Annotated in this window: 18 protein-coding genes; 9 read left to right on the forward strand and 9 right to left on the reverse strand. The window is 35.8% G+C overall.

Going from position 1 to position 17,981, the window contains the following annotated elements; genetic code table 11:
- Positions 1–59: 59 nt before the first annotated feature.
- The 6 genes from IKK64_06485 to IKK64_06510 all read right to left on the reverse strand — a co-directional run bounded on the left by IKK64_06485 (position 60) and on the right by IKK64_06510 (position 4,883).
- The gene (locus IKK64_06485) at positions 60–1,664 is read right to left on the reverse strand and encodes a GNAT family N-acetyltransferase (protein MBR4119710.1); all 1,605 of its coding nucleotides are present in this window, start codon (positions 1,662–1,664) and stop codon (positions 60–62) included.
- A gap of 52 nt (positions 1,665–1,716) precedes the next feature.
- A complete protein-coding gene (locus tag IKK64_06490; GenBank protein MBR4119711.1) occupies positions 1,717–3,006 on the reverse strand; it encodes a mechanosensitive ion channel in 1,290 nt (429 codons plus the stop codon).
- Between the two features lie 97 nt (positions 3,007–3,103).
- A complete protein-coding gene (locus IKK64_06495; GenBank protein MBR4119712.1) occupies positions 3,104–3,283 on the reverse strand; it encodes a DUF4250 domain-containing protein in 180 nt (59 codons plus the stop codon).
- An 81-nt stretch (positions 3,284–3,364) separates the two neighbouring features.
- A complete protein-coding gene (locus IKK64_06500) occupies positions 3,365–3,532 on the reverse strand; it encodes a 4Fe-4S binding protein (protein ID MBR4119713.1) in 168 nt (55 codons plus the stop codon).
- Between the two features lie 105 nt (positions 3,533–3,637).
- Positions 3,638–4,123, reverse strand: a complete 486-nt coding sequence (locus tag IKK64_06505; GenBank protein ID MBR4119714.1) for a 6,7-dimethyl-8-ribityllumazine synthase — start codon at positions 4,121–4,123, stop codon at positions 3,638–3,640.
- Positions 4,124–4,199: 76 nt separating this feature from the next.
- The gene (locus IKK64_06510; protein ID MBR4119715.1) at positions 4,200–4,883 is read right to left on the reverse strand and encodes a tetratricopeptide repeat protein; all 684 of its coding nucleotides are present in this window, start codon (positions 4,881–4,883) and stop codon (positions 4,200–4,202) included.
- A 229-nt stretch (positions 4,884–5,112) separates the two neighbouring features.
- On the opposite strand from IKK64_06510, the gene recF reads away from it, so the two are divergent.
- Genes recF through IKK64_06525 form a run of 3 tightly spaced genes read left to right on the forward strand, consistent with a single transcriptional unit; the run spans position 5,113 to position 6,947 of the window.
- Complete coding sequence (gene recF, locus IKK64_06515; protein ID MBR4119716.1) at positions 5,113–6,210, forward strand: DNA replication and repair protein RecF; 1,098 nt, start codon at positions 5,113–5,115, stop codon at positions 6,208–6,210.
- Positions 6,211–6,501, forward strand: a complete 291-nt coding sequence (locus IKK64_06520) for a DUF721 domain-containing protein (protein MBR4119717.1) — start codon at positions 6,211–6,213, stop codon at positions 6,499–6,501.
- Positions 6,501–6,947 (forward strand): acyl-CoA thioesterase, encoded by a 447-nt coding sequence (locus tag IKK64_06525; GenBank protein MBR4119718.1) that lies wholly within the window; start codon positions 6,501–6,503, stop codon positions 6,945–6,947. The genes IKK64_06520 and IKK64_06525 overlap by 1 nt, the downstream gene beginning before the upstream one ends.
- Before the next feature lie 91 nt (positions 6,948–7,038).
- On the opposite strand, the gene IKK64_06530 is transcribed toward IKK64_06525, so the two are convergent.
- From IKK64_06530 to IKK64_06540, 3 genes are read right to left on the reverse strand one after another with little or no spacing between them, the layout of a single operon-like run.
- Entirely contained in the window at positions 7,039–8,127 is a 1,089-nt protein-coding gene (locus IKK64_06530) for a WG repeat-containing protein (protein ID MBR4119719.1), read from the reverse strand.
- A gap of 9 nt (positions 8,128–8,136) precedes the next feature.
- Entirely contained in the window at positions 8,137–9,075 is a 939-nt protein-coding gene (locus IKK64_06535; protein MBR4119720.1) for a GNAT family N-acetyltransferase, read from the reverse strand.
- 9 nt (positions 9,076–9,084) lie between these two features.
- Positions 9,085–9,900 (reverse strand): 1-acyl-sn-glycerol-3-phosphate acyltransferase, encoded by an 816-nt coding sequence (locus IKK64_06540; GenBank protein MBR4119721.1) that lies wholly within the window; start codon positions 9,898–9,900, stop codon positions 9,085–9,087.
- Between the two features lie 380 nt (positions 9,901–10,280).
- On the opposite strand from IKK64_06540, the gene rsmH reads away from it, so the two are divergent.
- From rsmH to murD, 6 genes are read left to right on the forward strand one after another with little or no spacing between them, the layout of a single operon-like run.
- On the forward strand, positions 10,281–11,189 hold the full coding sequence (rsmH, locus tag IKK64_06545) for a 16S rRNA (cytosine(1402)-N(4))-methyltransferase RsmH (GenBank protein MBR4119722.1): 909 nt from the start codon (positions 10,281–10,283) through the stop codon (positions 11,187–11,189).
- Between the two features lie 2 nt (positions 11,190–11,191).
- On the forward strand, positions 11,192–11,668 hold the full coding sequence (locus IKK64_06550; GenBank protein MBR4119723.1) for a hypothetical protein: 477 nt from the start codon (positions 11,192–11,194) through the stop codon (positions 11,666–11,668).
- Positions 11,655–13,793 (forward strand): transpeptidase family protein, encoded by a 2,139-nt coding sequence (locus IKK64_06555; protein ID MBR4119724.1) that lies wholly within the window; start codon positions 11,655–11,657, stop codon positions 13,791–13,793. The genes IKK64_06550 and IKK64_06555 overlap by 14 nt, the downstream gene beginning before the upstream one ends.
- Positions 13,794–13,798: 5 nt before the next feature.
- Complete coding sequence (locus IKK64_06560) at positions 13,799–15,256, forward strand: UDP-N-acetylmuramoyl-L-alanyl-D-glutamate--2,6-diaminopimelate ligase (GenBank protein MBR4119725.1); 1,458 nt, start codon at positions 13,799–13,801, stop codon at positions 15,254–15,256.
- Positions 15,257–15,273: 17 nt separating this feature from the next.
- The gene (locus IKK64_06565) at positions 15,274–16,539 is read left to right on the forward strand and encodes a phospho-N-acetylmuramoyl-pentapeptide-transferase (GenBank protein MBR4119726.1); all 1,266 of its coding nucleotides are present in this window, start codon (positions 15,274–15,276) and stop codon (positions 16,537–16,539) included.
- Entirely contained in the window at positions 16,539–17,876 is a 1,338-nt protein-coding gene (gene murD / locus IKK64_06570; protein ID MBR4119727.1) for a UDP-N-acetylmuramoyl-L-alanine--D-glutamate ligase, read from the forward strand. The genes IKK64_06565 and murD overlap by 1 nt, the downstream gene beginning before the upstream one ends.
- Positions 17,877–17,981: the final 105 nt, after the last annotated feature.

Raw genomic sequence — 17,981 nt, forward strand, 5'->3', positions numbered from 1 at the left:
AGTTGTTAGTTTTTAGTTGTTAGTATTATAACAACTGACCACTGATAACTAATGGCTGATTACCTAAACATTCTAACCATAAAATAACTATCCTCTTTAATAGGATAAGCATCAAATAGTTCAGATACGTTTAAAAGGTTGTTGTTCTCACTGTCAGCAACCTTTTTTACACTCCCCTGCTCTACTCTATATGTTGCATTATTTGGCAACAAAATATTGTCTTTTACGCTAACAACGAAAGATGCTTGAGGATACAATCTGGCATATTCAGCAAGATACTCTTCAGCATTTATAATCCTATACTGAGGAGTATTCAATGCCTCCTCTTCACGACCAAAATCGTAATCATAATCATTAATAAGAGATATTGGTTGCTCCATAACTTTTGAGAATCCCTGACTTATATACCACTCCGCTACACTTTCACTACCGGGAATCAACATACATCTGTTTGCTCCATTGCGATAAAGGCACTCAAAAATATCCTTCATTAAAGCCTTACCATACCCTTTGCCCCTATAATCTCTCTTTGTTGCAACTCCATAAATGTATGAACATTTACCATAACTGCCAACAAAATTAAACATATCGGCAGTGGCAACAATAGCATCCCTGTCACGCAAAATATAACTCTTACCTAATGGTCTGATTTTACATATATAATAATCAATTACCTCCTCATCATCACCAAAAGCCTCATGCCAAAGCATAGCAATTTCAACCCCTTCGGTTGAGCGTTTAATCTCCTCAATTTTATCCTCATTACCCATTATCTCAATAAGGTTAAACTTAGAATAGAGCATAATAGGCTGGTACGACAATTTAGCATCCCTGAGTCCCTGAATACCTAAATCCTCCTCACGATTTATATAACAATATTGTTGAGGTAATGAGTTAGCAAAAAGATAATTAACCATTGCAAAACTCCGCTCGTAACGACTACTCCCCTTCTCTATATGAATACAAAAAGTATTCTCATTTATTGCCGAGCCGTATGTGAAAGCCGCCAAATCACCTTCTACATAAAGAGCCAAACCTCGCAAACCAAGGGCATCAAAATTATCCATACCCCTAATTATTACCTCCCTTTCGTTCTCGTACGCCTCCAAATCGGCGTTTTCTTTGCCCTCTCGCCACTCCTCAAGCAATTTAAGTACTTCGCCCTTATGAGACGCCGTAAGTGGCTCTGTGGTGAAATTATATAGTTTTTTAAAGGTGTTTATATGGTTACGTTTTGGTTGTAACTTTTTACCTGACAAACTTCTTAAGTAATCGGCATTATAGATATAGTCAAACTGACTACGTTTAGGGTAAAGATAATATCCACAGAAAGGGATTGAAGAGCGTATCTTCTCTGCAAAATTTGCCGACACTCCTGCCATCTTAAGAGGTTCGTTAAGCGAACTAACATACTCTGACAACATCTTAAATGCGGCAATATTATCCCCCACTCCAATGGGTTCCATATAGGTATGGAATTTACCATTTACACCACCAAAACGAATAAAGACAAAACCTCCCCACACTGCCATTTCAGGATTATGCAGATGTCCCCAACAAAAGATATTGGCAAATGCCATATCGCAACTCCCCTCTCCTAAGGCGTATGAGTGTTTCTCAAATATCTCTCTATCTTCAATTTTAATGGGTGTAAATTGTAACATAACTATTTAAAATTTTCAATGTAAAATTACAAAAAGAGAACTACATTACCCACTATTGAGGGATATTTTTTCCTATCGTAATATATGCCTCTGAGAGATAGTGGTATCCCGAAGCATTTTGGAATATACGTAAACCAAACATCCTTGAAACAGAGTATAGATACTCCGTAATTTCACTACGAACAGCCTCATAGCCTTTCCACTCTGTTATTACTGAAAAACAATAAACTTGCAATGGGATACCATTCTCTGTGGGGTCTAAAATACGTACCATCGATAACATACTCTTGCTGAGTAACTGATGTTGATTAATATATAGTTGAATATATGCTCTGAACAAACCTAAATTAGTATCTATTGTGCCATAAATATCTCCTGACATTACACCCACCTCCCCTCTCCTCTCCTTCTCTTTTAGATCTATGAAGTCACTTAGAATATCAAATCTCCGCCAGCAATTTAGTTGCTCCAAAGATATAGGCTGAATACTCTCTCCCTCTACAATAAAAGTTATTTTAATACGTCTGCCTCCACTCTCTTTCATTGCACGCCAATTTTGTAACGTTGAGGAGATTAAAAGATAGGGAGGAACAGTAACAATAGTATTATCAAAGTTGCGAACTTTAACCGTATTTAGAGTAATATCCTCAATAATTCCATTAACTTTCTCATCAGGTGTAGTAATCCAATCTCCCTTGCGAACAACATCGTTTTGCATAAGTTGCACACCAGCCACCAAACCCAATATGGTATCCTTAAAAACCAACATTAATACTGCGGCAAAAGCACCCAATCCGGTTATAAGTGTTAGTGGGGACTTATCTATAATAATTGATAAAATTATCATAAAACCCAATACAAGAATTACTCCTTTTACAAGTTGAATAAGCCCATGCAGAGGAATATTTTTACCCTTCTCCCCTTCGTTTAGTATATGCCAGATAATACCCAATAGATAGTTTAAGTATATGGTAAAAGAGGCTATCAAATATATCCAGCAGATACGCTCCGTTATTGATATAAATTTTGGGTAGTCATCAGATGCAAATGGCAAAAACGGAAGTATGAAAATTGGAGGGAAAACATAAACAAGTTTTGAAAAAGTGTTGTGTTTAAACAGAAGCTTTACAACCCTACCTTTTACTCTTTTAAGTATACGAGGAACAAGAAAGATAATCAAAAGGTGTAACAACCACGACAGAAAGATAGAGACCAGAAACAGAAAGAGTATAAAAATCCAACATTCAAACTCCTCTGCTACATTTGGAGAGATACCCAAACTCTCAAAAATTGTTCTAACAACGGAATTAAAAGAATTAAAAAATGAAGATTCTTCTCTCATTATATCTTGTTTATAGAGTCAATAGTCTCAAGATTTAACGACAAAGAAGAGTGAAAGGTTTACAAAGTATAATTTATTTAGAGAGTTGGATATATTATTACCAGAACTTATTATTCTCAGCACTATATTCAAAACCAACCGAAGCAAGTTTTTCGATAAGCCAAGAGCGATCTATATCCATACTTGAGCACAACTCATCAAGCGAAGGGTATTCATCGCGTAACTTCATATTAATAAAACTAAATAGCATCATTGGCTCCGAAGGAATTGTTTGCATATAATTAAAATCTTTAAAGTTTAAACAAAAAGAAGGCTGCCCAATTAAATCAGACAGCCCATAATCTCTTTCAGACTACGATTATCCCTCGATAATAGCACCTGTAGGACAAGCATCAGCGCAAGTACCACAGCTTAAGCATTTATCAGGATCAATTACGTAGATATCGCCCTCAGAGATAGCCTCAACTGGGCACTCACCTGCACATGTTCCACATGCTACGCAGTCTTCTGTAATAACGTAAGCCATTTTCGTTTTGTTTATAAATTAGTACTAATGTGGGTGCAAAGTTACAGTTTTCTTGCAAAAAAGCAAAAAATAGAGTGTTAAATTATTATTGCACCCGTTTTGTTATTATTTCAACTTATTACTTAAAGCAGCCATTTTAATAGCAGTAACGGCAGCCTCATCACCTTTATTTCCAAGCACTCCACCTGCTCTGTCAAGAGCCTGTTGCATATCATCGGTAGTTAAAACACCAAATATAACAGGTATTGAGCCATCTTCATTTAGAGCAGTAATTCCTTGAGTAACACCTTCGCAAACATACTCAAAGTGAGGAGTTCCTCCACGCACAACACAGCCTAAAACTATCACTGCATCGGGACGATAGAACTGCATTGCACGGCGAGCCCCAAATGTTAACTCAAAAGTTCCGGGAACATACTCAACAAATATATTCTCTTGTTTAACACCATTCTCAACTAAGGTATCATAAGCTCCGTTTAAAAGAGCACCTGTAACTTGATCGTTCCATTCAGAACATATAATTGCAAACTTCATTTTTGAAGCATCAGGCATTGAATTTTTATCATATGCCGATAAATTTGTTGTTGCCATATAGTTGTATAATAAAAAAGGGTGCCAACATATAAAAATATGCGATACCCTTTATATTGTTTTTGTAAGTTTCAAACTATTTTACTTGAGCATTTGCTTTCTCAATATATTTATCAATATCTTGCCCAATAACAGAGTTCTCATATTTATCTTTAATCTCTTGATAGAACTCTAATGCTTTTGCATTGTCACCTGCTTTCTCTGCAACAGTAGCAGCCTTAACGAGGAATAGGGGAGAGATTACAGAATTTGATGCCTCATCTGCTGCTGCAACAAATTTTTCTATTGCTTTGTTATAATCACCCATATTAGCATAGCAGTTTCCAATCATAGCAATTATGTTGGGATATAGAAGAGGTTCATCACCATCGTAAGCCTCTAAGTACTCAAGAGCCTCCTCGTTATTTCCAAGATTGTAAGCACAAATTCCGGCATAAGCATTAGCCAAGTTTCCAGCCTTAGTACCAGAATACTCATCAGCAATTGCTTTAAAGCCTATGAAATCTGCCTCATTACCATTAAGTGCAACCTCAAAATTATCTTGCTCAAAATAGAACTCTCCTTTATACATTGCATTTTGAGCCTCATCTTCCATAGGAGCAAAATAGAATTGTTTTAGCATTAAGAAACCTGCAACAACCAAAATTGCAATAATAACAATAGTTGTAAGTTTTTTACCATTTTTCTCAATCCATTGTTCTCCAGTAGATAGGACGTTATTCATTTTATCCAATTCGTCCATTTGTTGTTCTTTAGCCATTTGTATCTAATGTTTATAATTAATATTCAAAACTTTACACAAAAAAAGGAGGTATTCTATCATAGAATAAGAGTCTTTTTTTGCAAAATCAAGTGCAAAAATAAAATATTTATCGATATAAATAAAATTTCGCCTATAATTTTTACATTTTTAATAACATATAAACTAAAATAATCGGTTTTTAATTACTATCTTCGCAATATAAAAACAAAAAGCAGATTAATTAAAGATGATACTCGAAACAATATCGTTACTAAACTTTAAAAACATAACCGAAGCCGATATAACCCTATCGGACAACATAAATTGTTTCTTGGGTAACAACGGAATGGGCAAGACTAATCTATTGGATGCAATATATTACCTATCGTTTTGCAAAAGTTTCTACAACATATCCGACATTCAAAACATTAAACATGGCGAAGAGTTCTTCATGATACGCGGAAACTATCGTGATGTCAAAAGCAACGACATTGCCGAGATAAATTGTGGAGTAAAACTTAAACAAAAAAAGACCTTTAAACGAGACAAAAAGGAGTATAACAGATTATCGGAACACATTGGATACATACCCTTAGTGATAGTCTCGCCAGAAGATAGCGAGTTGGTAAAAGAGGGGAGTGATATACGCCGAAAATTCATAGACCAAACCCTATCACAATTCAATAGAGAATATCTCTCTGCCGTAATGGCATACAACAAAGCACTCTCAACACGCAACTCAATGCTACGACAAGAGAACACCGAGAAGACCTTATTTGAGGTTATTGAGGCACAAATGGAGTATGCTGCTAATTGCGTATTCAAATACAGAAAAGAGTTTATAGAAGATTTTGTATCTGTATTCAATAAATTTTATCAAGAGATATGTGGAGGAGGGGAGAGCGTATCACTATCATACACCTCGCACCTATACGATGGAGATTTATCAGTTCAACTTGCCGAGAGCAGAGCAAAAGATGCAATATTAGGTTATACCACACGCGGAATACACCGCGATGATCTTGAGATGAAACTTGGCAACTACAACATAAAGCGAGTAGGCTCTCAAGGACAAACAAAAAGTTTTGCCATTGCTTTACGTTTTGCTCAATATGAGTACCTTAAAAAGATGGGAGGAAAAAGTCCTATTTTGTTGCTTGATGATATATTTGACAAATTAGACTCTAACAGAGTTGAACGTATTATGAATATGGTCTCTACCCCAGAGTTTGGACAGATATTTGTTACAGACACAAACAGAGAATACTTAGATGCCATAATTCGCAAAAGCGGAAAAGACTTTAAACTATTTGAAGTAGAAAACGGAGAGATAAGAGAGTTATAGATGGAGAGACGCAAAGCCACACATATAGGCGAAATAATTCAAGAAATCCTAAACAAAAGTAATTTAAAGGGAAGACTTGATGAGACTACAATTACCCAGAAGTGGGAAGAGGTGGTTGGGAAACCTATGGCTCGATATACAAAAAACGTATATGTAAGCAAAGGTATTCTACACGTAGAAGTAACCTCATCGGTTGTTCGTAACGAACTGATGATGAATCGTACAACACTCGTAGAGCAACTCAATGCAATAACAGGAACCCAAACAATAAAAGATATTATATTCAGATAATGGAAAACCTATACAAACACACCATAGAGATACAACCTCGCTTCAACGACTTTGATGTAATGGGGCATGTAAACAATACTGTCTTCATGAACTATTTTGATATTGGTAAAGTATCTTATTTCAAAGCAATATGGGATACCGACCTTGTAGATTGGCAAGAGTTTGGATTAGTGATAGCACGAATAGAGACCGACTTTATAGCACCAATATTAATGGGCGACAGAGTAGTAGTTCGCACCACAATACTACGCATAGGCAACAAAAGTTTAGAACTCTCCCAACAAATCATAAACCCCGACACAAACCAGCTAAAAGCGGCAGCACGAACAATCATGGTGGGATTTGATGTAAGCACTAATAGTGCTGAACCTATAACCGAAAAATGCGTTGAGGCAATAAGCCGTTACGAAGGTCGCCCCTTTAAAAGAGAGATAAGCAAACAGTAAGAAACAAATATTCTAATAATAGAGAGTGCCAGAAAATTTTCCGGCACTCTCTATTATATCTTAATTAAAAATATTCTTAAATCAATAAAGATTATCTATCACTCTTAACCGACATATAATATGGCAATCCATATATAGCATTATTAATGTAATCTGCCGATATATAAGTGTATTGAGGATTTATTTTATACACCCCATCTTTGTTTATAAAACCGTAATAGTCACCTATCTTAACAAGGGCTAAATTATCAACAAAAGGATAAGCCTCATCAAATTGACGCTTGATAACAATCTCACCATACTTGTCAACGTATGCCCACTTACCATCAAGCAAAACAGGAGCAATATCAGCACCATTAAAAGGTAATACCTTCTCATATACTGGCTCAATAACCCAGTTGCCGTTAATATCAATCCAGCCCCATTTATCATCACTTAAAGTAATATAAAACTCGCCATCAGAGGTCATATCATCAAAGCGAGGTTCAAGAACAAACTCTCCCATTTTATCAATAATGCCCCACTTATCATTAATCGCAATAACAGCAAATTGATTACTAAAAGTCTTTGCTCCGTCAAACTTAGCAGGAATAATTACCGAGCCTGATTTATCAATATATCCCCACTTATTATCCAAGCCTTTAACCGCTGCCAAACCTTCGCTAAAATGAGTTGCATCATAATATAGAGGAGCAATAACCTTTTCACCTGTTAAGGATGCAAAACCATATCGTTTTTGTCTGTTCTCAACAGAGTAATATCTTGCCATATCCTCTATATAAATCTCAACCCAATCAACCTCACGTAAAGTAAATTTAAGTTCACCCTTACGATTAATTACACTTGGTAAATCGCCCTTACGAACAACCCAAGCCATATTATTATTAAACACGGTTGCATATTTGTAAACGTCAGGGATAATAATCTCACCCTCATCATCAACATAACCAAATCTATCATCCTTACCTACCAAAGCAACATCATTTCTGATTAAAGAGATTTGGTTACATCCAACCGAAAACTGAAAGTTATCTTTTTTTGATATATAGAAAATTGAGTCGCCAGCCCCTACAGCAATATCCTTAACATTGTCTATCCTCCAACCTTCGTTAGAACATGACACAAATAGTATTGCCATAAACAACACAACCAATATTTTTATATTTAAAAAAAGTTTCATAGGTCAAATTTACAAAACGTCATCTTCAGAATAACTCTCAATATGTCTTGCTCTCTTCTCGGGATATATATCTTCAACAGTAATCAACATTCCGGTCTCCTCAACATCACCAAACTCATCGTTGATGGCAGTACCAAAAGTCTTCATCGATGGAGATAAAGCCATATAAGCACTTACCAAAGGAGGGATATTCGCACCCAAGTTCCTTATCTCCCCATTCAGAGTAAGATAATCCTTTTTATAATCATCCTTACAGAAAAGAGTCTCAAAATCTGCATCGTTCCCAGTTGTATCCAAAGGATAGTGAGGTTTAATAAGATTATCTCTATCAGGGAAATATATTCTTAAAAAGTTCATTATCATATTTCGTCCAACAATAGGGAACTCTGTGTACATAGTAAACTTACCAAGAAGGTATTTTGTTTGCGGATAGATACGGGCAAGAGCTCCTAAACCATCCCAAAGATTGTCAAGAGCAAACAATCCTTTTGCTCCTGCCTTTGAAGATTGATACTCCAAGGCAACAAACGAGCGACCTAACTCAATTGTATAAGGGAGGTAATTCTCTATATAATCCTGAGAAAATTCAAAAAGGTGCGACATTGCAATACGAGGCGAACCATCTTCTTGAAATTTAATATCTCTACCCAAGATAAAACGATAACCCCCTAAAATCTCCTCTTTTTCAGGATCCCACACAAACAACTGGCGACATGGAGGCGTCATTAAATCATACTCATCAATATCAACCGATTTTCCAGTACCGCCACCGCCATTACGAAATGCGATTTCGCGTAAACGCCCTATCTCATTCATAATATTTGGAGATTGGTGAGCTTCAATCACATATATCTCATTATTACACTTGCGAGTGTGTCTTATAAATGTCGCATGTTTTAACTCCTCTTTAATAAGAGCCCTGTCTATTTTCTCTATTATCTCTTCCATGATAATGGATTACTTCTTAATATCGTACACTAAATCTTTTACATATTGAGCCCACTGCATTGGTGTTTTCTCTGAATTAAAAGTTTGCCAAGGAATAGGTTTGCCAAAATAAATTTCAAATCTCTTACCCTTTGACTTAAATAACTCATCGGGCAAATATATAAGTTCAATATTAAATTTTATTCCTAACTTTTGGCGTAATGAGGCAAAGTTGTAAAAGAAATTTGAATTACGTCCTTTAAAAAAGACAGGAACAACATCTCTCTCTTGAGATATAGCATTAGTTACAAACCACTTTTTCCATGTCAAATCTAAAATCCTGCCTTTTTGACGTCGCGAACACATACCAGCAGGGAAAACCAATAACTGATTGTCGCTATCCAAAATATTATCCAAATCCTTCGCTAAACTCTTTGACTGCTTTCCGTAACAATTTATAGGAATAAAACAAGGAGCCAAAGGTTTCATATTCATTAGCAAATCATTAACCTGTGCCTTAATCTTGCCATCAAAATATTTTCCCAACTCAGAAATTAGAAGAATTCCGTCCATTCCGCCAAGAGGGTGGTTACTGACAAAAATAAATCTCTTATCTTTGGGAATATTCTCTAAACCATAAACATCACACTCAACCTCAAAGAAACGCTTTACATCAGTTGCAAAATCAACTCCCTGCAAATGCGAATTCTCCCTTAAATAAGAGTTTATTTCCTCTTGATGTATTATTCGTTTAAGGTAATTCATAACAAATTTAGGCAAACCTTTACCTTTGCGAAACTTGCTTTTAACAACCTTATCCAAATCTATTTGTAATGGTTCATTCATTGTACAAAATAATAAATTCGCATAATATTCTAATAAACAAACATTTATATCTTATGTCTGTTTATTTTTACTACACATTAGGCACAAAATACGAAACAAAAGTACAATTTTTATCTCTTTATTAATAAAAATAAACACTTTTTTTATCCAAAAAGATTTATCACTACACTTTATAAGGAAAATCTGACTACACAAAAAAAGAGAAAATCATCACCACAATATGGATATTTTACTCAACGCTAAAAACTAAAAATATACCCCTAAATTTAATGAAAAAAATTTTTTATAAAAATCCCCATTTTTTATACAATGTATATAGAATATTTTAACTATCTTTATCGGCTAATTTAGGATAATTGCCTTTTATCAAATACTACCTTATGCAAGAGCCTGTATATCACATACCTGCGTTACTAACTGAGTGTATTGACGGATTAAATATTTCTCCAAATGGAACATACGTTGATGTTACTTTTGGAGGAGGGGGACACTCTCGCAGAATAATTGAGCAATTAGGAGCCGAAGGGAAACTATTCTCATTTGACCAAGATAGTGATGCAGAAAAAAATATAATTGACGATAAGCGGTTCACATTTGTAAAAAGCAATTTCAGATTTTTAAAGAATTTTATGAAATACCACAACATTGAACAAGTTGATGGTATCATTGCCGATCTTGGAGTATCGTTTCACCATTTTGATGAAGCAGAGAGAGGATTCTCATTTCGCTTTGAAGGGAAACTCGATATGAGAATGAACCGAAGAGGAGGTAGTTCGGCAGCTGAGATTATAAACAAATACCCAGAGAGCAAGATTGCCGATATACTATACTACTATGGGGAGATACGTAATGCAAGAAAAATTGCCGCAGAGATAGTAAAAAAGAGAGAGAGTAAAGTGATAGAAACAACATCAGATCTGCTCTCAATAATAAAGGGGATGATTAATCCAAAACAAGAGAAGAAAGAGTTGGCTCAAATATTTCAAGCATTGCGTATTGAGGTTAATGATGAAATGTCGAGTCTAAAAAGTATGTTACAACAAAGCGTAGAGATACTAAAACCGGGAGGTCGAATTGTAATCTTAACATACCACTCTCTTGAAGATAGAATTGTAAAAGATTTTTTTAGATACGGAAATTTTGAAGGTAAAGCAGAGCAAGACTTCTTTGGAAGATTAATAACTCCCTTAAAACAAGTAAACAATAAAGTTATAACCCCTTCAGAAGAGGAGATAGAGCGTAATCCCAGATCACGTTCAGCAAAATTAAGAATAGCAGAAAAAAAATAATTATGGTAGAGGAAAACAACAGAGAAGAGATGGAAAATCTTGAAAACAGATCAACAAACACTGATGATATAGATATATCCACCCAAGAAGATAAAAGCTCTTCAAAGGACGGAGAACCTAATACAGAGAAAAAGAGAGTAAGATTTCTGAAGGGGATATTGAAACCTATAAGAATATTTCTAAATGGCAAGATACTATCCATCGATTTTATCATCCGTCATTGGATAACATTCTCAACAATTATAATAGTAGCCCTATTCTACATCTCTAACAGATATATTAACCAAATAAATGTAGCAGAGATAAAAAAAACAGAGCGAAAAATTACAGAAACAAGATACAGAGCACTTGAGACGTCATCACGCCTGAAAAAGATACAACGCGTCGACTCAATAATTAAATATATTGACAAAAATAATTTAGATTTAGAATTTCCTACACAACCCCCATATATAATTGAAGAAGATGGAGAGAAGTAAACAAAGCAAAATATCATTCAAATATTTTCTTATATCGGTGATAGTCGTAGTAATGTGCCTCTTCGTTATAGGAAAAGTTATCAAAATAATATTTATTGAGGGAGAGGGTTGGAATAAGAAGTCTGAAGCTGCCATAATGAAAGATGTAAAAATTCCCGCCCATCGAGGAAACATATTATCTGCAGATGATGAAATAGTAGCAAGTACAATAAAGGAGTATAAACTCTTCTTCGACTTTAGAGATATTAAAGATAACGGAAAGTATGTAAGAGTTCCTCACCCCGACACTTTGAATAAATATATCGATGCTTTCTGTCTGGCAATTTCTAAAAAATTGGGAGATAAGAGTGCATCGGAATACAAGAAAAAATTATTAAAAGGATATAAGAATAAATCAGGAAGAATAAACTTAAGTCCCAAAGTTGTCTCATACCTTGATTTACTTGAAATAAAGAAGTTCCCTTTGGTAAATAAAGGAGGTGGTGCTACTGGATTCTTTGTAGAATCACAGGAGAAGAGAGAGATGCCATTCGGTAAAGTTGCATCACGAACCATAGGAAGGCTTAAAAATGGTAAAGCCGAATATGGTATTGAGTTGGCTTACGACTCAATTCTAAGGGGGAAAGACGGGAAAGCCGATTTCAGAATCATTAGGAAACAACCCGTAGAAATAAGAGGTACCGAAATTCCTAAAGTGAATGGTTGCGATATACGCACCACAATTGACCTAACAATACAATATCACGCCGAAGAGGCCCTTTTAAGGAAATTAAAAGAGGTTGATGCTGATAATGGTAGCGTAATAGTAATGGAGGTAGAGACAGGAGCCGTAAAAGCAATTGCCAACTACTCAAGAATAAAAGAGGGAAAATTTGGAGAGTCACGAAATTTTGCCATAAGTGGATTATATCAACCAGGCTCAACCTTTAAGACCGTTGCAATAACTGCGGCATTAGATGATGGAGTAACAACTCCTACCGAGATATTTGACACAGAGGATGGAACATACACACACCGTCATCCCAATGGTAGAAATTCAAAACAGATACGAGATTGGAATGCCCATAGAGGTGGCTTTGGTCCAATATCTGTAACCCGAATCATGGAAGAGTCATCAAATATAGGAACAGCAAAAGTTGTTCTAAAAGGATATGAAAATAACCCTCAAAAGTTTCTTGACAAACTCGACCAGATGGGAATAAACGAAAAAGTAGATTTGAAATTAATTGGACAAGCATATCCACAAATTCCCAAATTATCAAGCAAACTTTGGAGTTATACCACACTTCCATGGATGAGTTTCGGATATAATATCCAAGTTCCTCCAATATACTCTTTAATGTTTTATAATGCCATAGCAAATGGAGGTAAAATGATTTCACCAATATTTGTTACTGACATTCTAAAAGAGGGAAAAGTAATAGAGCATATAGATAGCAAAGTTGTTAGGGAACAGATATGTAAACCTAAAACAATAACTCAAGTAAGAGAAATTCTAACTAGTGTTGTTCAAAACGGAACAGCACAAAACCTGAAATCACCAAATGTAGCTATTGCAGGAAAAACAGGAACAGTTATAATATATCCGGGAGAGTTTGGATACGATCCAAACGCAAGAACACACAGAGTATCGTTCTGTGGGTACTTCCCCGATGATGAGAAACCCAAATACTCATGTATAGTTGTGGTTACACGTCCAAGAGGAGTATATCCATCGGCAGGACCAATTGCAGGAGGAGTTCTCAAAGAGATAGCTGAGAATATGTACGCATTAGGGTACTTAAACGAAGCTCCACAATTACAAGCAGGAGATGAGACAAAAAGAGGACCTAAGATATCAAAAGGAATAGATAGCATAACAGAAACATTGTGCGACTCTTTAAATATAGAATACACAGCAGAACACAACGAAGAGATTACAACAGACACCTGCGATGTTGAAAGTAACGACATAATAACATTGCCATCAGTTATAGGTATGGGTATAAGAGATGCCATATATACATTAGAAAATTCAGGCGTAAAAGTAACAGCACAGGGGAGAGGATATGTAAAACAACAAATCCCCGCTCGTGGCACCCCTTATAACAAAGGCGATGAAGTAATAATAATATTAGAAAACTAAATATTATGAAAAAAATAGCAACACTTTTAGAGAAGATAAAAGTAAAAAGCATAATTGGTGATATTGAGCAAGAAGTGCAAGGAATAGATTCCGACTCTCGCAATATAAAATCGGGATATATGTTCATTGCTGTAAAAGGAACAGTTGTTGATGGTCACAAATTTATTGATAAAGCAATAGAACAAGGAGCAATAGCAATTGTATGCGAAGATATCCCCGAAATTCAAAAGCAAGGAGTAACATACATAGTTACCCCCGACACACAACTTGCACTCGGACAACTCGCATCGGCATGGTTCAATTACCCGTCAGAAAAATTACGCCTTGTAGGAGTAACAGGAACAAATGGAAAAACTACCATAGCAACACTCTTGTATAAAATGTTCAAGATGTTTGGGGAAAAAGTTGGACTACTATCTACCGTATGTAACTATATAGATGACAAACCAGTCCCATCAACCCACACAACACCCGACCCACTATCGCTAAACAAACTTTTAAGCGAGATGGTAGAGCAAGGATGCACATACGCATTTATGGAGGTAAGTTCACATTCAGCCGACCAGAAAAGAATTGGAGGATTAGATTTTGATGGAGGAATATTCACAAACCTCACTCGCGATCACATGGATTACCACAAAACAGTGGACGCATACTTAAAAGCCAAAAAGAGTTTCTTTGACTCATTAAGCAAAAAGGCCTTTGCCCTAACAAATGCCGACGATAAGAACGGAGCAGTTATGTTACAAAATTGCAAAGCAAAACAAAGTGCATACTCACTTCTATCAATGGCAGAATTTAAAGGTAAAATAATAGAGAGTCGCATTGATGGAACAACACTTCAAATAAACAACAGAGAGGTAGAAACTCTATTTGTAGGAAAATTTAACGCCTACAACCTATTGGCAGTTTACGGAGCAGCGTGCTTGTTAGGAAAAGACCCTGAAGAGGTATTAACAATAATATCAGCATTAATACCTGTATCAGGACGTTTTCAAACACTATCAAAAAATAGAATAACAGCGATAGTAGACTACGCACACACTCCCGATGCCATAACCAATGTATTGCAATCAATAACTGAAGTAATACGAGGTAAAGGAGATATAATCTCTGTAATTGGAGCAGGAGGAAACAGAGATAAAGGCAAACGACCTATAATGGCACAAGAGGCAGCAAAATTATCAAACCAATTAATCCTTACCTCTGACAACCCTCGTGATGAAGAGCCAGAACAAATAATTGCAGATATGAAAGAAGGATTATCAGCAGCACAACTAAAAAAATGTTTAGCTATAACCGACCGTCGCGAAGCAATCAGACTTGCAATCAGACTTGCAAAAGCAGGAGATGTAGTTTTAGTCGCAGGGAAAGGGCACGAAGATTACCAAGAGATAAAAGGAGTAAAATACCATTTTGACGATAGAGAAGAGATAGAAAAAGCATTTGAGGAAATATTATAATAAAAAAGAGGAACAATATGTTGTACGATTTATTTAACTATTTAAATACAATTGATATACCCGGAGCAGGAATGTTTCAATATATATCATTCCGTAGTACCTTGGCATTTGTTATATCGCTATTTATCGCAATGATAATAGGACGAAAAATTATAAATAAACTGCAAAAACTTCAGATAGGAGAGACAATCCGTGACCTCTCATTGGAGGGACAACTATCAAAAAAGGGAACTCCTACAATGGGCGGAATAATAATCATAATAGCTATACTCATACCATGTTTGTTAGTTGGGCGACTTAATAACATATATATGATTCTTATGCTTGTAACCACTGCATGGTTAGGAGTTTTAGGATTTGCCGATGATTACATAAAAGTAATCAAGAAAAACAAAGAGGGAATGAAAGGCAAATTCAAAATAATTGGACAAGTTGGATTAGGATTGATAGTTGGATTAACCCTATACCTATCGCCCGATGTAGTTATTCGCGAAAAAACTGAAATACAAAAAACAACTGAGACAACTATTACCACTGAGGTAGTACAAAACGAAAATACAAAATCAACAAAAACAACCATTCCTTTTGTAAAAGACCATAACCTTGACTATGCAGATATTCTACCTTTTGAAGGAGAGACAGCACAAACCGTTGGATGGATAATATTTGTTGTAATGAGTATCCTTGTTGTTACAGCCGTTTCAAACGGAGCAAACTTAACAGATGGTCTTGATGGATTAGCAGCAGGTACAACCGCAATAATAGGCGTGACGTTAAGAATATTTGCATATCTATCGGGACACGTTATGTACTCATCATATCTTGATATAATGTATATACCTGGCTCAGAGGAGTTGGTGGTATTCATCAGCGCATTTGCAGGAGCATTAATAGGATTCTTGTGGTATAACGTATATCCTGCACAAGTATTTATGGGAGATACCGGAAGTTTAACAATTGGAGGAATAGTAGCCGTATTGGCAATAATCTTACGCAAAGAACTGCTACTACCCCTATTATGCGGAATATTCTTTGTTGAAAGTTTAAGTGTAATAATGCAAACAGCATATTTCAAATACACAAAGAAAAGATATGGTGAGGGACGCAGAATATTTAAGATGACACCACTTCATCACCACTTTCAAAAAGATGGAGACGGATCAATAAAAGCGATTTTACAAGCACCGGTAAATAAAATGCCAGAATCACGAATAACACTTCGTTTCTGGATTATTACAATACTTTTAGCAGCACTTACAATAGTTACATTAAAAATAAGATAATGACAAAAAGAGTAGTAGTATTAGGAGCAGGAGAGAGCGGAGCAGGAGCAGCCGTATTAGCAAAACTTAAAGGTTTTGACGTTTTCGTGTCAGATAGTTCGCCCATTAAAGAGAACTATCTATCACTACTTAAAGAGTACGATATAGAAAACGAAAGTGGCTCTCACACAATGGATAAAATCTTAAATGCCGATGAAGTAATAAAGAGTCCGGGCATACCCGATACCGTTCCCGTAATGAGAGCCATACTCGAAAAAGAGATTCCCGTAATCTCTGAAATAGAGTTTGCCGGACGCTATACTAATGCCAAAATGATATGTATAACAGGAAGTAACGGAAAAACTACTACAACTCTTTTAACCTATCACATACTAAAAAGTGCAGGTCTAAACGTTGGATTAGCCGGAAATGTAGGAAAAAGTTTAGCCCTACAAGTAGCCACACAAAACTTCGACTACTACGTAATAGAATTAAGCAGTTTTCAGTTAGACAATATGTACGATTTTAAAGCCAACATAGCAGTACTGTTGAACATAACACCCGATCACCTCGACCGATACGGATATGAAATGCAAAACTATGTTGACGCTAAATTTCGCATTACACAAAATCAAACAGAGAACGATGCCTTTATCTTCTGGAAAGACGATCCAATTATTACAGAAGAGCTATCAAAATATAATCTAAAATCAAGACTCTATCCATTTGCAGAGACAAACAGCGAAGGAGTTGCAGCATATAAAGATGGAAAGAATATAATAATAAACGATAAAAACGGAGAGATATCCATTGAAGAAGAAGCCCTGTCACTAGAAGGCAGACACAATCTATTTAATTCGTTAGCCGCATCAATATCAGCAAAAGTCCTTGAAATACGTAAAGAAGAGATTAGAGCAGCATTAAGCGGATTTAAAGGAGTAGAACACCGTTTAGAGAAGGCAGGAAGAGTTCGCGGAGTGGAGTTTATAAACGACTCAAAAGCAACCAACGTAAACTCATGCTGGTATGCCTTAGAGAGTATGAAAACCCCTGTTGTATTAATACTCGGAGGAAAAGATAAAGGTAACGACTACACCGAAATTGAGCAACTAGTAAAAGATAAAGTAAAAGCAATAGTATGCCTTGGCGTTGACAACAGCAAACTACATAAATTCTTTGATGGAATGGGTAAAGATATGGCAGATGCCTCATCAATGAAAGAGGCAGTAGAAAAAGCCTTTGAAATGGCAAACCCAGGAGATACTGTGCTACTATCACCATGCTGTGCAAGTTTTGATTTATTCAAAAGTTACGAGGACAGAGGAGAACAATTTAAAAAATGTGTAAAAGAGATATAGTTATGGAAAACAAAAAATTCTTTTTAAGAGGAGACAATTATATATGGGGAGCATTCTTTGGTCTCTGCATAGCATCAATCATAATAATGTTTAGTGCAATAGAGA

The organism is Bacteroidales bacterium, assembly GCA_017521245.1.
Lineage (GTDB): Bacteria > Bacteroidota > Bacteroidia > Bacteroidales > G3-4614 > Caccoplasma_A.

Bases quoted from the DNA above. Each gene is read 5' to 3' on its own strand.
- IKK64_06550 (MBR4119723.1), top strand. From the start codon at position 11,192: ATGGTAGAGGAAAACAACAGAGAAGAGATGGAAAATCTTGAAAACAGA.
- IKK64_06495 (MBR4119712.1), bottom strand. From the start codon at position 3,283: ATGCAAACAATTCCTTCGGAGCCAATGATGCTATTTAGTTTTATTAAT.
- IKK64_06525 (MBR4119718.1), top strand. From the start codon at position 6,501: ATGGAAAACCTATACAAACACACCATAGAGATACAACCTCGCTTCAAC.
- IKK64_06535 (MBR4119720.1), bottom strand. From the start codon at position 9,075: ATGGAAGAGATAATAGAGAAAATAGACAGGGCTCTTATTAAAGAGGAG.
- IKK64_06565 (MBR4119726.1), top strand. From the start codon at position 15,274: ATGTTGTACGATTTATTTAACTATTTAAATACAATTGATATACCCGGA.
- IKK64_06500 (MBR4119713.1), bottom strand. From the start codon at position 3,532: ATGGCTTACGTTATTACAGAAGACTGCGTAGCATGTGGAACATGTGCA.
- IKK64_06490 (MBR4119711.1), bottom strand. From the start codon at position 3,006: ATGAGAGAAGAATCTTCATTTTTTAATTCTTTTAATTCCGTTGTTAGA.
- rsmH (MBR4119722.1), top strand. From the start codon at position 10,281: ATGCAAGAGCCTGTATATCACATACCTGCGTTACTAACTGAGTGTATT.
- murD (MBR4119727.1), top strand. From the start codon at position 16,539: ATGACAAAAAGAGTAGTAGTATTAGGAGCAGGAGAGAGCGGAGCAGGA.
- IKK64_06560 (MBR4119725.1), top strand. From the start codon at position 13,799: ATGAAAAAAATAGCAACACTTTTAGAGAAGATAAAAGTAAAAAGCATA.
- IKK64_06510 (MBR4119715.1), bottom strand. From the start codon at position 4,883: ATGGCTAAAGAACAACAAATGGACGAATTGGATAAAATGAATAACGTC.
- IKK64_06555 (MBR4119724.1), top strand. From the start codon at position 11,655: ATGGAGAGAAGTAAACAAAGCAAAATATCATTCAAATATTTTCTTATA.
- IKK64_06485 (MBR4119710.1), bottom strand. From the start codon at position 1,664: ATGTTACAATTTACACCCATTAAAATTGAAGATAGAGAGATATTTGAG.
- IKK64_06530 (MBR4119719.1), bottom strand. From the start codon at position 8,127: ATGAAACTTTTTTTAAATATAAAAATATTGGTTGTGTTGTTTATGGCA.
- recF (MBR4119716.1), top strand. From the start codon at position 5,113: ATGATACTCGAAACAATATCGTTACTAAACTTTAAAAACATAACCGAA.
- IKK64_06505 (MBR4119714.1), bottom strand. From the start codon at position 4,123: ATGGCAACAACAAATTTATCGGCATATGATAAAAATTCAATGCCTGAT.
- IKK64_06520 (MBR4119717.1), top strand. From the start codon at position 6,211: ATGGAGAGACGCAAAGCCACACATATAGGCGAAATAATTCAAGAAATC.
- IKK64_06540 (MBR4119721.1), bottom strand. From the start codon at position 9,900: ATGAATGAACCATTACAAATAGATTTGGATAAGGTTGTTAAAAGCAAG.